Below are 17821 nucleotides of genomic sequence, written 5' to 3' on the forward strand. Positions count from 1 at the left end.
CGTTTCACTTCAGATAGTTGTGTGCCTTCACGTCTGGACGACCAGTGGTTTACCAATACCGAAATCGTTTCGCCTTGCAGCATTCCAGTTACTAAAAGAATATCTCGAGTAAAATCGTCACCACCTTCGGGTCTTTCAAATTGAATGGCATAAATTTCAGAGTGGGTCACTGTAAATTCCGTTGTATTATAAATAAACGCGACATCCATTCCACGCTCATCTTTGGAATTAAAATGAACATAATCATAAGGCGAATTTTTTAAATGTGTTGTATCCAATAAATCCCGAATCACTTTACCGTTTTCCACTTCGGCTAAACCAATAATACTGGGTAAATTGCCAGTTTCAGCAAGGCCAATTTTGGATATAGCCAAGCCAATTTTATTAAGCTTGTTTTGATAGCGTTTTTTGGTCCAACGTCTTTCGGAATTTGGTAAATAATCCCGATCGTGTTTACTGCGGTCATTGTAAATATCAAACAGGTTTTCGGTATTGTAAAAAGCAATAGTAAAGGTGTCAGGAGAAAGTGATTGCTTTAGCTCGTCATTCATTAATTTTCGTATTTGCGTTAAAAGTATTAAATGGGAATTAAAAAACAGTTATTATACTCAAAAACTCATTTTGGTTAAAACCTCAAAGTGCTGAAACCGGACCATTTTACGGGAAAACCGTAACGGTTTTTTAGGTTTTCGATGAACGGCACATGATTCACCAAAAAAGCTTGTTCTAGTCGTTTTTTTTTTTTTAGTAGGTTTGGATTGTTAAGAAATCATTTGGTTAAATACGGATATCTTAATCGGTTATTTCAAGTAGAATTTTATCATTTTTTACTAACTTTAAACCAGTTTAACCTATGAAACAAAACCAAATTGCAAACTATTTAAAATTGGGAATTCTGCTCTTTGGAATTTCATTATTACTAGTTAATTGTCAGAAAGATGACAATTTTCAGAATATTGAAATTAAGGAGGAAGTCGTAATTAGGCCAATAACTGTATCTTCAATTCAAAGAAATCAGATTCTTGAAAACAAAAAAGTTTGGAACAATATTGAAAAGCTGGAAACAGAACTAACGAAATTCAATACTTCCTCTCAAAATAGAACCGTTTATTCTAACGGTAATGGTCTTACTATTAACACTGAATTTGCAACCTTTATTGAATTCGAAAACGGCTACCACTCGTATACTTTTTTAGTTAACAATACACCAGAAGGTGAAGGTTTACGAAACGTTCTATTAAGCCTACAAGAGGACGGAAGTTACAAAGGATTCTTGGTTCATTATAGCATAACTGATCAAGAAATAGAACTTATAGGCAATGGTCAAGCAGTTGATTTTGGAGACCGTTTTACTATGACGGAAATACAGAGTGAATTTAGTGAGCAATTGTTTTCTAAAATACTTTATCAAGATAATTGCACTATTTTGGAGTATGTGCCTGATACATGTTCAGGTCCTGGATCTGGTGGTCATGTTTATGGAGAAGCTTGTTTATTTATAGGAGATGATGATCCTAATACGTTTCCACCTCCTAATTCTGGAGATCTAATAATTACAGATTTAGGGTGTTCTCAAGGTGGTGGTTCGCAACAAGGTGGCTCTCCAAATGATGGTGGATTGCCAGGAGGGAATCCACCAGGTTATAATCCAGGAGATACGAATGACAATCCTCATGGTACTGGAGGAAATACAACTGCACCTACAAGTTGTGGTGGAAGAAAATGTGTGCCTGTTGATACAGATCCCATACCTTCTCAAGTAGAAATAGACCAAAAGAATTGTGATGAACTCAACCGCATTGGAAATTCTACTTATACCGCAAGTGCTTTCAATACTTTAAATAACAATCTTTCTCAAAATACGGAAACAGGATTCTCCCTTGACATCAGACCAAATTTCCCTAATTTCGCACCGATTCCCAAACAATTAATAAGCGACAGTGAAGTAACCGCTGGTCAAAACCCGTTTAGCTTTGCCTTTTTGCATAACCATTTTATTGGTAAATTTGAAATGTTTGGCCATGGTGATATTCACACCTTGTTTAGATACGCTAATAATTTTAACCCAAGCTTATTGCCTAATTATCAATTTGACAACTCCTTGTTTACCATATTCATGACCGTTAGAAACCATACCTATGCTATTAAAATTGAAGATATAGATAAACTAGCTTCAATTCAGCAATATTTTGTTGATGAAAGTGCAGAAGAAATATTTAAAAGACAATTAGATAAGGTTTTCAAAGATGCTAATAGAGATTCCAATGGAAATAGAAGACCAAATCCTGCAGATGCTGACCAAGAGGAACTGGCACAAGCCTTTCTGAAATTTGTAAGCGAAACTAACGATTTTGGTATTGCACTTTATAAAGCGAATACGGACGATATGATAAGCCAAAATGCAACTTGGCAAAAATTAACTTTAGATACCAATGGCAATATAACACCTACTAACTGTAATTAAAATTTAAAAATTATGAAAACAATAATCTATATTATACTCTTATTCACTTTATCAATAGTTTCATGTAAGGCTCAAAGTCCTATAATATCTTTGTATGACGGCTCGGATTATGCTAATACAGCTAATGCCTATTATAAAGATACTGATAATGACTTTGATAGGTTTATTGGAACTTGGGAATATAACAACGGAAGTGAAAAATTAAGAATTATTATTAGAAAAAAAGAACAATATTATTATAATGGTGTAGGCAATATACCAGCCTTTTATGCAGATTATCTATATGGAGAATATCTTTACAAAGATTCTAATGGGAATGAATTAGTTAATACCTTAACAAATATTGATAGTAATCCCACGGATATATCTGAACATTTAATTTTTGGTAATACAATAGATCCGTCTCAATATTTACCGAGTTGTGAAAACTGTGATCCTAATGAACGAAGTATTTTTCTAGCGTTTTATGATCCGGTAAGAGATTATATAAAGTGTGAACTTGTTTTAAGAACTATACCTAATACTCAAAATAGTAACGTTAACGATTTAAAAGCAGTTATAACCGGTAGTTATTCTATAATACCGGAAGGCTCACCAACAAATAGCAGAATACCTTATGGCAAATATGTTATGATAAAACAATAAATAACTTTGAAGCCTCTCATGCATTTGAGAGGCTTTTTTAATTTTAAAAATTACAGTTATCTTACGTTGAATACCAAGTATACATTTTCAAACTATGAAAACACCAATTTATATTATACTCTTATTTATTTTCTCAATAGTTTCTTGTAAGGCGCAAAGTCCAATTATTTCAATTTATGATGATTTGAAGGTTCCTAGACAAGAAAATGCCTATTATAAAGATACTGATAACGATTTCGACAGGTTTATCGGTACTTGGAAATATACCAATGGACAAGAAGAGCTTACTATAATTATAAACAAGAAATTATCGGATTATCATACTAACTATAAGAATATTTCATATTATGAAGATATCATTTATGGTGAATTCCAATATATAGATTCAAATGGAGTAGAACTCGTTAACACGCTTTCAAATATTGATAATACAACTATAGGCGTATCTCAACACCAGATATTTGGTAACAGAATAAATCCATCCCAGTTTCTACCAGGTTGTGAAAACTGTGGTCCTAATGAACGAAGTGTATTTTTGAGTTTTCGGGATCCGTTAAGAGATTATATAAAGTGTGGACTTGTTTTAAGAACTATACCTAATACTCAAAACAGTAACGTTAACGATTTAAAAGCGGTTATAACCGGTAGTTATTCTATAATACCGGAAGGCTCACCAACAGATAGCAGAATACCTTATGGTAAGTATGTCATGATAAAACAATAAGTAACTTTAAAGCCTCTCATGCATTTAAGAGGTTTTTTTATTTTCAACAATTACTGTTATCTTACGTTGAAACCCAAGTCTACATTTTCAAAACATGAAAACAATACTTATAACCTTAGCTTTACTATTAGGAATCAACATTTATAGTCAAAATCCAGCACCTATTCCTAGTGTAACAGAAAATATTTGTAGTGGTTTGACAGGAGAAGATGTGCCCAACTATACATATTTCTCTGATTTAAACGGAACTTTTAATGACTTTATTGGTACTTGGAAATGGGAATATGGGAACCAAATAGTGGTTTTCGAATTAACCAAAGTAACTCAAAAATATTTTCCTGAACACAAAATATTCGAAGACTATATGATTGGTAACTACAGCTATTCGATTGACTCGGGAAATTCATTTATTGTTAATTCAATTATTAGTCCAGTTAACGAGAACCTAAGTGAAAACCCGATGTATACAAGCTGTGTAGAAAATGGCAAATTAATATTTATTTTTAATGACATTGTACTTAATAAAGGTTATTGTTACGCAACTTTTGAATTTTTATCGGGAAATTTAAATCAATTAAATGTAAAAATAGAAAACCCAAAAGAAATTCCTGGAAGATTTGATGGAGAACCTGCATATAATTATAATTTCACGCTACCAACGGAAATAATTGTTAATAAGCAATAAATTATTAATAAACACTATAAATGTAAACAGCCATAAAGAATGAGGTATAACCGCTTCTTTCTTTATGGCTGTTTTTTCATTTCACGCACAAATTTCAGTATTCGCGTTAAAAATATACAAATTAAAGTGATTGCAATTGATTAACTTTGTGCTTTACACAGTTTATGATAGAAAAAATAGACATCACGCACGAACGTGCCGTATTAATTGGCGTCATTACCAAGAGTCAGGACGCAGACAAATCTAAAGAATATTTGGATGAGTTGGAGTTTCTTACCTACACCGCAGGTGGAGAGGTTTTAAAACGCTTTACTCAAAAAATGGATTTGCCAAACCCAAAAACCTTTATTGGAAAAGGTAAAATGGAGGAAGTCCGAAAATTTATTGAAGAAAACGATATTGGAACAGCCATTTTTGATGATGAATTATCCGCTGCTCAAGAACGAAATATTAGTAAAATTTTAGAATGTAAAGTTCTGGATAGAACTAATTTAATACTTGATATTTTTGCCCAACGTGCCCAAACAAGCTATGCTAGAACGCAAGTGGAATTGGCGCAATGTGAATATTTATTGCCACGACTTAAAGGGATGTGGACACACTTGGAACGCCAAAAAGGTGGTATTGGCATGCGCGGACCTGGTGAAACAGAAATTGAAACAGATAGACGTATTGTTCGGGATAAAATAGCCCTCCTTAAAGATAAAATTAAGACCATAGATAAACAAATGGCTGTGCAACGTGGTAATCGTGGTAAAATGGTTCGTGTAGCACTTGTTGGTTACACAAACGTTGGAAAATCTACACTGATGAACACCATTAGTAAAAGTGATGTGTTTGCCGAAAACAAACTATTCGCCACATTAGATACAACGGTTCGGAAAGTGGTCATCCAAAATTTACCATTCCTATTAACCGATACCGTAGGATTTATTAGAAAGCTGCCAACCCAATTGGTAGATAGTTTTAAAAGTACCTTGGATGAGGTTCGCGAAGCCGATTTGTTATTGCACGTCGTGGATATTTCGCACCCTAATTTTGAAGAACATATAGATTCGGTTAATAAAGTATTAGGTGAAATTGATAGTGCTGACAAAGAAACCATTATGGTTTTTAATAAAATAGATGCCTACCAAGCAGAACCATATGACGAAACAGATTTAGAAGTAGAACGTACCGAAGCACATTATTCATTGGAAGAATGGCAAAAAACTTGGATGAATCGGGTTGGTAATAATGCGTTATTTATTTCAGCTTTAAACAAGCAGAATATGAAAGAATTTAAAAAGCGGGTTTATGACGAGGTCCGGGATATTCACGTAACACGTTTTCCTTATAATCACTTTTTATATCCAGATTACGAGGAAGAAGAATAAAACACAATAGAATTTCTACACGAATTTTGCATAAAATTTTGATTCTAACGTTTCTATAATTCATGGAAAAACTAAACGTATTCCTTAAAAAAACTTGGGTAAAATGGTCGCTAATTGTATTGGCTGTTATCATTTTATTCTTTGTATTGCTTTATGCGAGTATTTATTTTGGATTGTTTGGAAAAGTGCCAACACATGCGGAATTAGGAGCTTTAAAACAAGCAGAAGCCACCCAAGTATTAGATCAGGATAAAAAACTAATTGGTAAATTTTATATCTATGATAGGCAGCCGCTCGAATATGAGGAGTTTCCTAAACATTTGATTGATGCGTTGGTAGCAACTGAAGATGTACGCTTTTACGAACATGATGGCGTGGATAATGTAAGTTTACTGCGTGTGTTTATTAAAAATATACTACTTCAAGATAAATCGGCAGGAGGTGGAAGCACCATCACCTTACAGCTAGCTAAAAACTTATATGGCCGGAAAGACTATGCGCTTTTTAGCATGCTCATTAATAAATTTAAGGAATCTATTGTAGCCCAACGTATTGAAGATGTGTATTCCAAACAAGAAATTTTAACGCTTTATTTAAATACGGTTCCGTTTTCAGATAACACCTATGGTATAGAAAGTGCTTCGCAAAAGTTTTTTAATAAATCGGCAGTGCATTTAACTATTCCAGAAGCTGCAACTTTGGTAGGAACCTTAAAGGCAACAACTTATTTTAATCCCAGAAAATCGGTTGAAAGAAGTCAGTCACGACGCAACGTGGTTTTGGACCAAATGGTAAAATATGATTATTTAGAAGCACCTAAAGCCGCCAAACTAAAAACGGATTCTCTTATTATAAAGTATCATTCTTTTAATCATGATTTAGGACTGGCACCCTATTTTAGAGCACAAGTTAAACAAGAATTGCAAGCAGTTATTAAAGAATATAAAAAGCCAAATGGCGACGCGTACAATATTTATAAGGATGGATTAATTGTTTACACCACATTGAACGCTACCATGCAAACTATGGCGGAAGAAGCCATGACGGAGCATCTTAGCAAACTGCAAGTGGCTTACGAAGCATCTTATGGCAAAAATGCACCTTGGACATCCAATAAAAGCGTATTTAAAAAAGCCATACAAAGTTTACCAGAATATCAGCGCTTAAAAAAAACAGGTATTTCAGAAAAAGCCATAGACGATTCGTTATCTGTAAAACGCAACATGGATATATTTTCTTGGAAAGGTGATAGTACTGCAATGCTTTCGGCAAAGGATAGCTTGCAACATTACCTTAAACTCTTAAATACTGGCATGTTATCAATCGACCCAAAAACGGGTGCTATTCAAACTTATATTGGTGGTATTGATTACCGCTACTTTAAGTATGACCACGTGTCTCAAAGTGAACGTCAAGTGGGCTCAACCTTTAAACCATTTGTGTACACAGCAGCTATTGAAAATGGCATGAAACCTTGTTCATATTATTCTGTAGATGCTGTAACTTATACCAACTACAAAAACTGGACACCAACTAATGCTGGTCAAGATCCCAACGAAAAAACGGATATTAATTACAATTTGGAAATGGCGTTGAGCAATTCGGTAAATACCATTGCCGTAAAAGTTTTAAATGATGTTGGTATTTCTATAGTTCAAGAGCAAGTGCAAAAAATGGGTATTACTAAAGAGTTGCCTTCGCAACCGTCATTAGCGTTAGGTGTTGCCGAAATTACTTTGAAGGAATTAGTAGGTGCTTATGCCAGCTTTGTAAACAACAGTTATGGTGTGAAGCCGTATATGATAACCAAAATTGAAGATAAAAACGGTAACGTAATTGTTGATTTTAGACCTGAAATTTTAGAAAAACAAGCGTTTAGCGATTATACCAGACAAGTTTTATTGGAAATGATGAAAGCAACGGTTAATAGTGGAACAGCTTCACGATTGCGAAATACCTATAAACTGAACAACGCCATTGCAGGAAAAACAGGAACGACACAAGATAACAAAGATGGTTGGTTTGTAGCCATAACACCCCAATTAGTAACCATAACGTGGGTTGGGAATGATAATTACAACTTGGGTTTTAAAACCACGGCATTAGGTCAAGGTGCAAACTCGGCTTTACCCATGTTTGCTCATTTTTATCAAAAATTGAACAAGGATTCTAAATGGAACCCGATTACCAAAAGCACTTTTGAAACACCAAGTAATGATGTGTTAAACGATTTGGATTGTAAATTGGAAAAGGAAGATGGTTGGTTGAAAAAACTATTCAAGAGTAAGAAAAAAACCGAAGAATTTAAAGGGGACGAATAGCAAAATGACGTTAAATAAAAAAGCTCCGAAGCGTAACTTCGGAGCTTTTTTATTTTAAAATAATACGTTTGTTTTAGAACGAATAGCTCAAACCAAAGGTATAGTAAACTTGTAAATCATTATCTACATTGTCGAAAGTTGGTTGCGGATCTGTAGGGTCTATAACACCTCCATTGTTAGCCAAACGTACTTCATATTGTTTGTTAGCAAAGTTAACAGCCTCCTGCTTGTTGTCTCTTAAACCAAGCTCAAAACCTAATCCGATGCCTTTCCAAAGCTTATATCCAATAGCGTTAATCCAAGTCCAGTTAGATAGATTAGAATCTTCATAACTCATAAAAGCAGAAAGATTCGAGTTGAAATCTAGTTTTCCAAATGAACGACCATAATTAGCCACTACTTTTGCACCTAAAGACGATTCGAAAATAGCATCATTATCAGCAAATACAAAGTTGTAGTTTAATGGGTGAACCACTACTATTAAATTTTCAAGAGGCGTCCAAGTTACACCAACACCAACGTCTAGATAACCTGGGTCATTAAAGTTGTTGATTAAAGTTGTACGGTATTCAGCAAGCGTAGAAGCTGCTAAATTTTTAGCTATTTTATAACCAAATAGCGAGGTTACGTTAAACACATCATTAGCTTCTCTAAAGCTACTATCATCAGTTGGATCGTCTTTGTCATCAAATTTTACCCAGCTTAAGTTAATATTTCCTGTGTTATACCAGAAATATTTTTCGCGGTCTAATTTGGCATAAGGATTAACTGTAATCGTTATGTTTCCAGAAGCATTGTTAGGTGTTCCTTGGCCATACCAATTGTTAAATTCAGAAAAACTAGCACCAATGGTACCAAAAGCACCAAATTTCCAACCAGGAAAGGCGTCTATTTGTTTCTGTAAATCATCAGCTTCTGCTTGCAACGCATCTGCAGCGGCTTGTTTTTCAGCTTTTTGCTCTTTTAGCTCTTCCTTTGTTTGCGAAAACGAGACTGTCGCAAGCAGCACTAAACCGATAGTAAAGATTCTTTTCATAGGGTTTTATGGATTAATTAGTGATTAATTCTCATACAAAAGTACTATTTTCTTTTAAATAATGGCACACTTGAGCAAGCTTCGCCAAACATTATGGATTTTGCAACCGGTTTTAATTTGTTGGTAATCATGAGATAAGCGTTTACCGGAACCGGTTTTTTAGAGCAGCCTTTAATAATAATAGCTTTGTCTTGAAACTCAGAAACATCTAAATTTGAAATAATTTCTTCATACAAAGTGGTTTCTAATAAGTCCAAATCGCCTAAAACCGTTTTTTGGGAAATAGACGCTAAAGAAATAGTGATAAGCATATAAGCCCAAGCTGGCACAATAGCATCTGTAGAACAATAAATAGCCACATAGGCATCTTGATATTGTTGCCATTCATGATTTTTAACCTGTTCTCTAAAATCCTTTTCACGGAGCACAATTCCTTCCTGCAACCAGTCCTTAATATCTAAAGTCATACGAGACCCTTTTGGGTAATAATCTTCTAAATCAAAGGTAACGAGTTTGCTATTGGCAACGCGATTAATTATTTCTTCTTCCATAATACAAAGTTAAATTATTTATTGATACCCTTCAGCTTGTAGCTGGAAGAGTTGTGCATACAACGCTTGATTAGCCATCAATTGTTCGTGGGTGCCAATTTCTAAAATTTTGCCTTCATCCAAAACCAAAATACGATCCGCTTGTCTGACCGTGCTGAATCTATGGGATATAATAAGGCTTGTTTTCCCCTGGGTTAAGCCAATAAAACGCTTAAAAACATCACTCTCGGCTTTAGCATCTAATGCGGAAGTTGGTTCATCTAAAATCATGACTTCGGCATTTTTCATGTATGCTCTAGCTAAAGCTACTTTTTGCCATTGCCCTCCAGAGAGTTCTTGCCCTTTAGCAAAGCGTTTTCCAAGTTGCTGGTCGTAACCTTTTTTTAATTCTGAAATGACTTCGCTTGCTAAACTTAATTCGGCAGCATGTTTAATTTTTTCTTGATTATCTAGTTCCGCAATATCACCCACGGCAATATTTTCCTTTACAGTGAATTCATACCGGAAGAAATCCTGAAAAATGACTCCAAAAAATTTTTGATAAGCGTCTTTTTTAAAGCGATTAATATTAATACCATCTAATAAAATTTCTCCAGAAGTAGGTTCGTAAAAGCGCAGTAGCAATTTTGTAAGTGTTGTTTTTCCAGCACCATTTTGGCCAACAAAGGCCATTTTTTCGCCAACGGAAATTTTAAAATTCACACCTTTCAAAATGTCATTATCAGAATCTGGATAGGAAAAATGCACATCCCTAAATTCGAAACCTGACATAATTTTTTCAGGAATTGGTTGATCTTCTTTGTGTTTTGGAACAATAGATAAATCAATAAACTCAAAGTAATCTTTTAAATAAAGTGCACTTTCTGTTATCCTTGTAAACTTTGAAAAGAAGTCTTGAAGATTTCGCGTTAATCTGTTAAATGATCCCGATAAAAATGTCAATTCACCTAGCGTGATAACACCAGAAACAACGCGGTAAATTATAAAAATATAAGCGCCATAATAACTTAAGGTTCCTAGAACATTAAATACGAAACCCAAAGCGGAACGTTTTACAGCTAGTTTTTTATTTAATTGAAAATATTCTTCGGAGAGGTTTTTGAAACGATCTACAATAAAATCCGTCAGACCAAAAAGTTTAATTTCTTTTGCTGTTTGATTGTTGGCACCTATAAAACGGAGATAATCTAATTCGCGTCTTTCGGCTGTCCAACCTCTAGCTAATGAGTATTGCTGCTGACTAAACCAAATTTCATTAATAAAAGAAGGAATAATACTGAGTACTAGTAAAATTATTAAATAAGGTTCAAAATATATTAATCCAGCAACCAGTGTGGCTATGGATATAAGACTTTGTATTTCGCCCAAGGCATTGGACATAAGCCCAACGCGTCCTGCCGTTTGCGTTCTGGCGCGTTCCAACTTATCATAAAATTCAGAATCTTCTAAAAGACTAATATCTATTTGATTTGTCTTTTTTATAATGGTTACAGATGAATTAATGGCGTAGGCATCTCCCAGTAAACTATCTGTAAGTGAAATGGCGCGGCTTACTAAATCTGAAAGAACTATTAAAGCAAACTCGAGACCAACAAAGGTCCAAAGTCTTGTGAAATTGGTTACGTCGCTACCAGATTGAAGGATAATTTCATCAATAATAATCTTACCAACCCAAAGAATTATTACAGGCAAAAAAGCCCCAATTAATCGGCAAATGGCAGATAAAAGGAATCGTTTTTTATTCGTTTTCCAAATTTCTTTAAAAAACCGCGGAATATATATTAAGGCACTAAATGACTTTCTTAAACTTGTTCTTTCTTTGTCTTTTAATGATTTAAGTCTAGATCTTGCCATGCGTTAGGTTAAGGGATCAAGATTGAAGGTTCAAGATTCCAGATTTAAAAATATAGTTTTAGGTGCCTAAAAATGATTTAAACAATCAAAAGAAAAGTATAAGGCGAAAGTGCTGTTTACAGCATGCCTAATTCTAATTTGGCTTCTTCACTCATTAATTCTTGGCTCCAAGGTGGATCAAATGTAATTTCAACTTCGGCAGATTTTACACTGTCAATGGATTTTACTTTCTCTTCAACCTCTAAAGGCAATGTTTCAGCTACCGGACAATTTGGCGTTGTTAAGGTCATTAGGATTTTAACATCGCAATCTTCATTAACGAATACATCGTAAATTAATCCTAATTCGTAAATATCGACAGGGATTTCTGGATCGAATATGGTTTTAATAACGCGAACTATTTGTTCGCCTAATGCAGTTGTATCTATTGTTTCACTCATCTTTTTTGTTGTTAAGTTGATTGCTTACTATGATTTGTCGTTTAAACAAATCAACTATTACAGTTTAAATTAATTAAGCTGTGTTTGATACGCTATGGCGTACATTTTTAACTGTTTTATCATACTTACTAAACCGTTGGCGCGCGTTGGTGATAAATGGTCTTTCAAGCCAATATCATCAATAAAAGCTGTATTTGCGTCTATTATATCTTTTGGTGCTTGATTTGAAAATGCACGAATTAGAATAGCAATAATACCTTTGGTGATAATAGCATCACTATCTGCTGTGAAAACAATTTTATTATCTACCAAATCTGCATGCACCCAAACTTTACTTTGACACCCTGATATAAGGTTGTCGTCGGTTTTATATTGTGCATCAATTAAAGGTAAATCTTTCCCTAAATCAATCATGTATTGATAGCGTTCCTCCCAATCCTCAAACATAGAGAATTCGTCTATAATTTCGTTTTGTATGTCTTCAATTTCCATCGTCATAATTTTATACAAAAATACAATAAGTAAAGCAGCTATTCAATTATTTACTGCTTTTCAGTATGGGTAATTAATTCTGAAACTAGTGCTTCAATGGTTTTTGGAGGGTTGCCAGCATCAAAAGTTGGCGTACGGTAGTTTGAGCCATTTTTCGTGATTTTTAAAGTGGCTCCAGCTGCACCATCATACTGATGTGCTTTGGAAGGTGGCTCCAACGTTTCAAGCGCCTCTAAATTTAAATCGGCAATTTTGTTGTTAAGTGCCGTTATTTCGGTTTCTGAAAGCGATTTAATTTGCATTTTAGAAGTTCGGTCTTTTTGAAATGATATACTTTTATTTTCATAAGTAATCATTAAATAATAACCACGAGAAACTGCCATATATTCTACCTGATATTCTTTTTGATCACTCATTTTTTCGGTGTTTGAAGTTTCTGATTTATTCATGGTTATTAAAACGGCTCCTTCTTTATTATAAAAAGAAATTACACCGTTATTTTCTGAAAAACGAATGGTTTCATGTAATGCTTTTAGAACGTGTTGTTCAATTTTATTTGCTTCTGGACGACACATTTTTCGCGTGCTTGCTAATGGTCCAAATTCCAAACCAGAACCCGTAGATGAATAACTGCCGGAAAACTGATTGCAACCTGAAAAACCTGCAACCATATTAGTTTCTAGGTTAAACATAATGTTTAGATTTTCATCAATTAAGGCGTTTTCTCCCACAGCTATAATACTATAATTACCGGATAAAGGTGTTTGTTTATTCATAGCAGAGGCGTTTTTACTATTCCCACAGGAAACTATAAAAAGGCAGGTGAAAAGTAAGCTGATATATTTCATAATGGTTGTTTTTTATATCTTTATTACAAAAAGAAAGCCAAACTAGTCAATTGCTGTAGTTGATTTCTCTAAAATTTCGACCAAGGTATATTTAATGCTAGAGGCGTCTGCAGGTGGATTAGCCATGGTTTCTTTAGAGACGCTTAATTTATAATAATAACCAGTTTCGAAAGTGAAACCTTCTATTTGTCCATAATAAAATGTCCAATCGTCTTGACTGTTAAATTTTATCTGCATACATTTTTGCGGGCTTACACCAACACAATCTACTTGCTCATTGGCAATATACATGGTTGTGGCATCTGTATGGCTGCAAGAAAATGTGATTAAAACAATAAGCCCAAATAGTACGTTTTCTAATTTCATAGCTTCGGATATTTATGATAACATCATTTGTGCTTTTTTAACACCTGTAATTAAAGCATCTACTTCAGCTTTTGTGTTGTAAAAAGCAAAGGATGCTCTAACTGTTCCGGGAATATTATAAAAGTTCATAATAGGTTGCGCACAATGGTGACCAGTACGAACAGCAATACCCATTTTATCTAAAAGTGTACCAATATCATAAGGATGGATTCCTTCCAAATTAAAGGAAATAACTGACGTTTTATTTTTGGCAGTTCCATAAATTTTTAGGCCTTCTATTTTTAATAGTTCGGTTGTTGCATATTCTAACAATTCATGTTCATATTTTGCAATAGCATTAAAACCAATGTTGTTCATATAATCAATGGCTGCTCCAAAAGCAATACCACCACAAATATTAGGTGTTCCGGCTTCAAATTTATGCGGCAAATCTGCATAGGTTGTTTTTTCAAACGTTACTTCGGCAATCATTTCACCACCACCTTGATAAGGAGGTAATTTGTTAAGCCAATCTTCTTTTCCATATAAAAAACCAACGCCTGTTGGTCCGCACATTTTATGAGCTGAAGCTACATAGAAATCAACATCCAAGGCTTGCATATCAGCTTTTATATGTGGGCAAGCTTGTGCGCCATCTACTAAAACGGCTGCACCAACTTGATGTGCTTTTCTAATAATTTCTTCTATTGGATTGATGGTTCCTAATGCATTTGAAATGTGATTTACAAATACAAGTTTGGTGTTTTTAGACAGCAACGTACCATAATCATCCATAATTAATTCGCCAGCCATATTCATAGGAATTACCTTTAAAGTGGCTCCTGTTTTTTCGCATAACATTTGCCATGGCACAATATTACTATGATGTTCTAATGCTGAAACTATAATTTCATCGTCTTTTTTTAAAAGTGATGAAAAACCATTGGCAACCAAATTAATACCATGTGTTGTTCCAGCAGTCATGATAATTTCATGGGCATGTTTGGCATTAAAATGTTTTTGAATGGTGTGTCTTCCTGCTTCGTATTTATCGGTAGCTTCTTGACTTAAGGAGTGAACGCCTCTGTGGATATTAGCGTTGTAATTGCTGTAATAGTCTACAATAACATCAATAACCTGTTGCGGTGTTTGTGATGTGGCGGCATTATCTAAGTACACTAACGGTTTACCATTTACTTGCCTTTGAAGAATGGGGAAATCTTGTCTAATTTTTTCTACGTTAAACATAGTTTTGTTTTAAATAGCCCCGATAGTAGCGGTATCCTTTTTGCGTTTTTTAACAAAAAGATTTAGCGGATAGCGGGAAATAGCTTCAAAAAAAATAGGTATTTCCCACTACTCGTAATTTTAGATTTTAATTTAACTACAAATCGAAACCAATATTTACGCCTAATTTATTGGCAATAATTTTGGTAATACGTTCCTTTATTTCAGGGACTTTTACCGAGCTCATTACGTTATTACTAAAAGCAAACATAAGTAATGCTTTAGCTTCCTTTTCGGGAATTCCACGAGAACGCATGTAAAACATAGCGCTTTCATCCAATTGTCCAATGGTACAACCGTGTGAGCATTTAACATCGTCAGCAAAAATCTCTAATTGTGGCTTGGTATTGATACTAGCTTTATCGCTCACTAGAATGTTGTTGTTGGCCTGAAACGCATTGGTTTTCTGCGCTTCTTTGTCCACAAGTACTTTTCCATTAAAAACGCCGGTTGAACTATCTGCAAAAATACCTTTATAATCTTGGTGACTTTCGCAATTTGGTTCAATATGATGCACCAAAGTGTTGTGATCTACATGTTGCTTATTGCCAATAATTGTAATGCCCTTTAATGTAGAATCAATACGTTCCCCGTTTTGATAAAAATTCAGATTGTTACGCGTTAATTTTCCGCCAAACGAAAAGGTGTGTACAGAGGCATGACTTTCGCGCTTCTGATTAATGAAAGTGCTATCAATTAATGATGCATGCTCATTGTCATTTTGAATTTTATAATAATCAACAATTGCACGTTTGTTGGCGTAGATTTCCGTTACGCTATTGGTTAAAACAGGATTTTCTGTTAAACTTTGATGGCGCTCGATAATTTGCACATGCGAATTTTCATCCACCACAATTAAATTTCGAGGCTGTAACATTAAAGCCGATTCGTTTCCGGTAGCAAAATGGATAATTTGGATAGGTTTTGCAACCAATTTATTTTTTGGAATATGAATATAAGCACCTTCTTGTGAAAAAGCGGTATTTAAAGAAGTAACACTATCTTTAGTTGCTATTTTATTGAAATAGTTTTCAATAATTAAGCGGTATTTAGGCTTGTTTAAAGCTGATGACATGAGACAAACATCAATACCTTCGTGGGTAGTTTCTGATAAATACGACGAATATTTTCCGTCCACAAATACAATTTTATAGGTATCAATATCATGGATAAAATATTTTTTAACATCCTGATAATCTAATGCATTTTCCTGTTTTGGAAATACACTATAATCATGTTTTAAGACACTTTTTAAAGAGGTGTACTTCCAAGCCTCATCCTTTTTGCCAGGGAATCCGTTCGTTTCGAATGTTTTTATTGCTTCGCTTCTAATATCATGCACTGGTGAATCGATATCAAGTCGATCTTCCAATACCATAAATGAGGATACTAATTTATCTTTTAATTCCATGTAATTCAGTTTTCAGATTTCTATTTCGTGTTCAAATAATCCTGAACTTACTAAAGAAAGCTGTTTGCTATTTTATAAATGTAAAGCGTTTTAATTGGCGTGATCAGTTGGAGTAAGCATTAGCAAACTGCGACTGAACACTACAAACTAATTTATGCGTTTACTTCTTCTTTAATCCAGTCGTAACCTTTTTCTTCAAGCTCATGGGCTAACTCTTTTCCACCTGTTTTTACAATGCGGCCTTCGTGTAATACATGAACAAAATCTGGAACAATATGATCCAATAAACGTTGGTAATGCGTAATAACTATTACGGCATTATCCTTGCTCTTAAGCTTGTTTACACCATTAGCTACAATACGTAAGGCGTCAATATCTAATCCTGAATCGGTTTCATCTAAAATAGCCAATTTAGGTTCCAGCATTGCCATTTGAAAAATTTCGTTACGTTTTTTCTCACCACCAGAAAACCCTTCGTTTAATGAACGTGATAAAAATTTTCTATCAATTTCTAGCATTTCTGCTTTCTCACGAATTAATTTCAGCATGTCTTTGGCAGGCATATCTTCAAGGCTTTTAGCTTTACGTGTTTCATTAATGGCTGTTTTAATGAAATTGGTAACGGAAACACCTGGAATTTCAACAGGGTATTGAAAGGATAAGAAAATACCTTTATGTGCGCGCTCTTCAGCGGCTAAATCATCAATGACAGCATCTCCTAAAGAAATGGTGCCATCTGTTACTTCGTATTCTTCTTTTCCTGCAATTACCGAAGCTAGTGTACTTTTACCAGATCCGTTAGGACCCATAATAGCGTGAACTTCACCTGGGTTTACTTCTAAATTGATGCCTCTTAAAATGGCTTTATCGTTAACACTTGCGTGTAAATTTGTTATTTTTAACATGTTATTTGGATTCCAATTTTACTACATTATTGGTTTCAGGGTTTGAAGCTGAAACGCTTAAAATTTCTTTTATTTCTACACGAAAAGGCCAGCCTTCTTCGTTTTCTGGTTTTGGTACTATTTTTCCACGTATGGAAACTGTGGCGTAATCTGTTGGTTCTTTTTTATAGGCTTCTGCCATTTTATTAAGTTCCATCATTTTATCGTCCATAATAACGCCATAAACTTCACGATGCGTTTGTAATACGGCTGCATCTGAATAGTAAACAAATTCACCTTTTAATAAGGTTAGTCCATCGCTTTGTTTTTTGGTACGATTGGGGCTATCCATATCAATAGATTCTGTTTCTATAGTGGTTTCTGCGGTTTTACTATCATTTTTACAACTGATAAAAACAATAGATATTATTAAAAGTGTGGCTAGTTTTTTCATAAAA

Annotated in this window: 17 protein-coding genes and 1 pseudogene; 6 read left to right on the forward strand and 12 right to left on the reverse strand. The window is 34.3% G+C overall.

All coding sequences use genetic code 11. The features are described 5' to 3' along the window. Nucleotides 1–551: pseudogene (locus ACN0QX_RS09570) on the reverse strand (endonuclease); the annotation flags it as partial. A 302-nt stretch (nt 552–853) separates the two neighbouring features. On the opposite strand from ACN0QX_RS09570, the gene ACN0QX_RS09575 reads away from it, so the two are divergent. From ACN0QX_RS09575 to ACN0QX_RS09600, 6 genes are all read left to right on the forward strand, one after another. Continuing rightward, nucleotides 854–2464, forward strand: coding sequence for a hypothetical protein (locus ACN0QX_RS09575; protein ID WP_417196631.1), 1611 nt, complete (start codon nt 854–856; stop codon nt 2462–2464). A 12-nt stretch (nt 2465–2476) separates the two neighbouring features. Next, the gene (locus ACN0QX_RS09580; protein ID WP_417196632.1) at nt 2477–3109 is read left to right on the forward strand and encodes a DUF6705 family protein; all 633 of its coding nucleotides are present in this window, start codon (nt 2477–2479) and stop codon (nt 3107–3109) included. A 94-nt stretch (nt 3110–3203) separates the two neighbouring features. Then, entirely contained in the window at nt 3204–3833 is a 630-nt protein-coding gene (locus ACN0QX_RS09585; RefSeq protein ID WP_417196634.1) for a DUF6705 family protein, read from the forward strand. Nucleotides 3834–3927: 94 nt separating this feature from the next. Then, nucleotides 3928–4518: a DUF6705 family protein gene (locus tag ACN0QX_RS09590; protein ID WP_417196636.1), complete on the forward strand. Its 591-nt coding sequence runs from the start codon at nt 3928–3930 to the stop codon at nt 4516–4518. Nucleotides 4519–4682: 164 nt separating this feature from the next. Beyond that, complete coding sequence (gene hflX / locus ACN0QX_RS09595) at nt 4683–5894, forward strand: GTPase HflX (RefSeq protein WP_248396476.1); 1212 nt, start codon at nt 4683–4685, stop codon at nt 5892–5894. 62 nt (nt 5895–5956) lie between these two features. Then, nucleotides 5957–8215: a transglycosylase domain-containing protein gene (locus ACN0QX_RS09600; protein ID WP_417196639.1), complete on the forward strand. Its 2259-nt coding sequence runs from the start codon at nt 5957–5959 to the stop codon at nt 8213–8215. A gap of 73 nt (nt 8216–8288) precedes the next feature. On the opposite strand, the gene ACN0QX_RS09605 is transcribed toward ACN0QX_RS09600, so the two are convergent. The 11 genes from ACN0QX_RS09605 to ACN0QX_RS09655 form a co-directional block, all read right to left on the reverse strand. Further along, nucleotides 8289–9251: a DUF3078 domain-containing protein gene (locus ACN0QX_RS09605; protein WP_417196641.1), complete on the reverse strand. Its 963-nt coding sequence runs from the start codon at nt 9249–9251 to the stop codon at nt 8289–8291. Nucleotides 9252–9295: 44 nt separating this feature from the next. Then, on the reverse strand, nt 9296–9802 hold the full coding sequence (locus tag ACN0QX_RS09610) for a DUF2480 family protein (RefSeq protein ID WP_417196643.1): 507 nt from the start codon (nt 9800–9802) through the stop codon (nt 9296–9298). Nucleotides 9803–9820: 18 nt separating this feature from the next. Continuing rightward, the gene (locus ACN0QX_RS09615; RefSeq protein WP_417196645.1) at nt 9821–11656 is read right to left on the reverse strand and encodes an ABC transporter ATP-binding protein; all 1836 of its coding nucleotides are present in this window, start codon (nt 11654–11656) and stop codon (nt 9821–9823) included. Nucleotides 11657–11772: 116 nt separating this feature from the next. Next, on the reverse strand, nt 11773–12096 hold the full coding sequence (locus ACN0QX_RS09620; RefSeq protein ID WP_248396468.1) for a DUF59 domain-containing protein: 324 nt from the start codon (nt 12094–12096) through the stop codon (nt 11773–11775). A 69-nt stretch (nt 12097–12165) separates the two neighbouring features. After that, nucleotides 12166–12588 carry a SufE family protein gene (locus tag ACN0QX_RS09625; RefSeq protein ID WP_248400663.1) on the reverse strand — a complete coding sequence of 141 codons (423 nt, stop codon included), beginning with the start codon at nt 12586–12588 and terminating at the stop codon, nt 12166–12168. Between the two features lie 50 nt (nt 12589–12638). Further along, nucleotides 12639–13364: an META domain-containing protein gene (locus ACN0QX_RS09630; RefSeq protein WP_417196647.1), complete on the reverse strand. Its 726-nt coding sequence runs from the start codon at nt 13362–13364 to the stop codon at nt 12639–12641. Nucleotides 13365–13478: 114 nt separating this feature from the next. Further along, nucleotides 13479–13802 (reverse strand): DUF4377 domain-containing protein, encoded by a 324-nt coding sequence (locus ACN0QX_RS09635; RefSeq protein ID WP_417196649.1) that lies wholly within the window; start codon nt 13800–13802, stop codon nt 13479–13481. A gap of 12 nt (nt 13803–13814) precedes the next feature. After that, nucleotides 13815–15029 (reverse strand): aminotransferase class V-fold PLP-dependent enzyme, encoded by a 1215-nt coding sequence (locus ACN0QX_RS09640; protein WP_417196651.1) that lies wholly within the window; start codon nt 15027–15029, stop codon nt 13815–13817. 136 nt (nt 15030–15165) lie between these two features. Next, the gene (sufD, locus tag ACN0QX_RS09645) at nt 15166–16479 is read right to left on the reverse strand and encodes a Fe-S cluster assembly protein SufD (protein WP_376858191.1); all 1314 of its coding nucleotides are present in this window, start codon (nt 16477–16479) and stop codon (nt 15166–15168) included. 152 nt (nt 16480–16631) lie between these two features. Further along, the gene (sufC, locus tag ACN0QX_RS09650; RefSeq protein WP_417196653.1) at nt 16632–17384 is read right to left on the reverse strand and encodes a Fe-S cluster assembly ATPase SufC; all 753 of its coding nucleotides are present in this window, start codon (nt 17382–17384) and stop codon (nt 16632–16634) included. A gap of 1 nt (nt 17385) precedes the next feature. Then, nucleotides 17386–17817, reverse strand: coding sequence for a hypothetical protein (locus ACN0QX_RS09655; RefSeq protein WP_417196655.1), 432 nt, complete (start codon nt 17815–17817; stop codon nt 17386–17388). Nucleotides 17818–17821: the final 4 nt, after the last annotated feature.

The organism is Bizionia sp. (genome assembly GCF_048259285.1).
In the GTDB taxonomy this organism is placed as follows: domain Bacteria; phylum Bacteroidota; class Bacteroidia; order Flavobacteriales; family Flavobacteriaceae; genus Algorimicrobium; species Algorimicrobium hallyeonense.

Excerpts from the sequence above, each read along its gene's own strand:
- ACN0QX_RS09610 (WP_417196643.1), bottom strand. The coding sequence starts at position 9,802 with ATGGAAGAAGAAATAATTAATCGCGTTGCCAATAGCAAACTCGTTACC.
- ACN0QX_RS09590 (WP_417196636.1), top strand. The coding sequence starts at position 3,928 with ATGAAAACAATACTTATAACCTTAGCTTTACTATTAGGAATCAACATT.
- ACN0QX_RS09625 (WP_248400663.1), bottom strand. The coding sequence starts at position 12,588 with ATGGAAATTGAAGACATACAAAACGAAATTATAGACGAATTCTCTATG.
- ACN0QX_RS09585 (WP_417196634.1), top strand. The coding sequence starts at position 3,204 with ATGAAAACACCAATTTATATTATACTCTTATTTATTTTCTCAATAGTT.
- ACN0QX_RS09655 (WP_417196655.1), bottom strand. The coding sequence starts at position 17,817 with ATGAAAAAACTAGCCACACTTTTAATAATATCTATTGTTTTTATCAGT.
- sufC (WP_417196653.1), bottom strand. The coding sequence starts at position 17,384 with ATGTTAAAAATAACAAATTTACACGCAAGTGTTAACGATAAAGCCATT.
- ACN0QX_RS09580 (WP_417196632.1), top strand. The coding sequence starts at position 2,477 with ATGAAAACAATAATCTATATTATACTCTTATTCACTTTATCAATAGTT.
- ACN0QX_RS09640 (WP_417196651.1), bottom strand. The coding sequence starts at position 15,029 with ATGTTTAACGTAGAAAAAATTAGACAAGATTTCCCCATTCTTCAAAGG.
- ACN0QX_RS09635 (WP_417196649.1), bottom strand. The coding sequence starts at position 13,802 with ATGAAATTAGAAAACGTACTATTTGGGCTTATTGTTTTAATCACATTT.
- ACN0QX_RS09605 (WP_417196641.1), bottom strand. The coding sequence starts at position 9,251 with ATGAAAAGAATCTTTACTATCGGTTTAGTGCTGCTTGCGACAGTCTCG.
- ACN0QX_RS09600 (WP_417196639.1), top strand. The coding sequence starts at position 5,957 with ATGGAAAAACTAAACGTATTCCTTAAAAAAACTTGGGTAAAATGGTCG.
- hflX (WP_248396476.1), top strand. The coding sequence starts at position 4,683 with ATGATAGAAAAAATAGACATCACGCACGAACGTGCCGTATTAATTGGC.
- ACN0QX_RS09630 (WP_417196647.1), bottom strand. The coding sequence starts at position 13,364 with ATGAATAAACAAACACCTTTATCCGGTAATTATAGTATTATAGCTGTG.
- ACN0QX_RS09620 (WP_248396468.1), bottom strand. The coding sequence starts at position 12,096 with ATGAGTGAAACAATAGATACAACTGCATTAGGCGAACAAATAGTTCGC.
- sufD (WP_376858191.1), bottom strand. The coding sequence starts at position 16,479 with ATGGAATTAAAAGATAAATTAGTATCCTCATTTATGGTATTGGAAGAT.
- ACN0QX_RS09575 (WP_417196631.1), top strand. The coding sequence starts at position 854 with ATGAAACAAAACCAAATTGCAAACTATTTAAAATTGGGAATTCTGCTC.
- ACN0QX_RS09615 (WP_417196645.1), bottom strand. The coding sequence starts at position 11,656 with ATGGCAAGATCTAGACTTAAATCATTAAAAGACAAAGAAAGAACAAGT.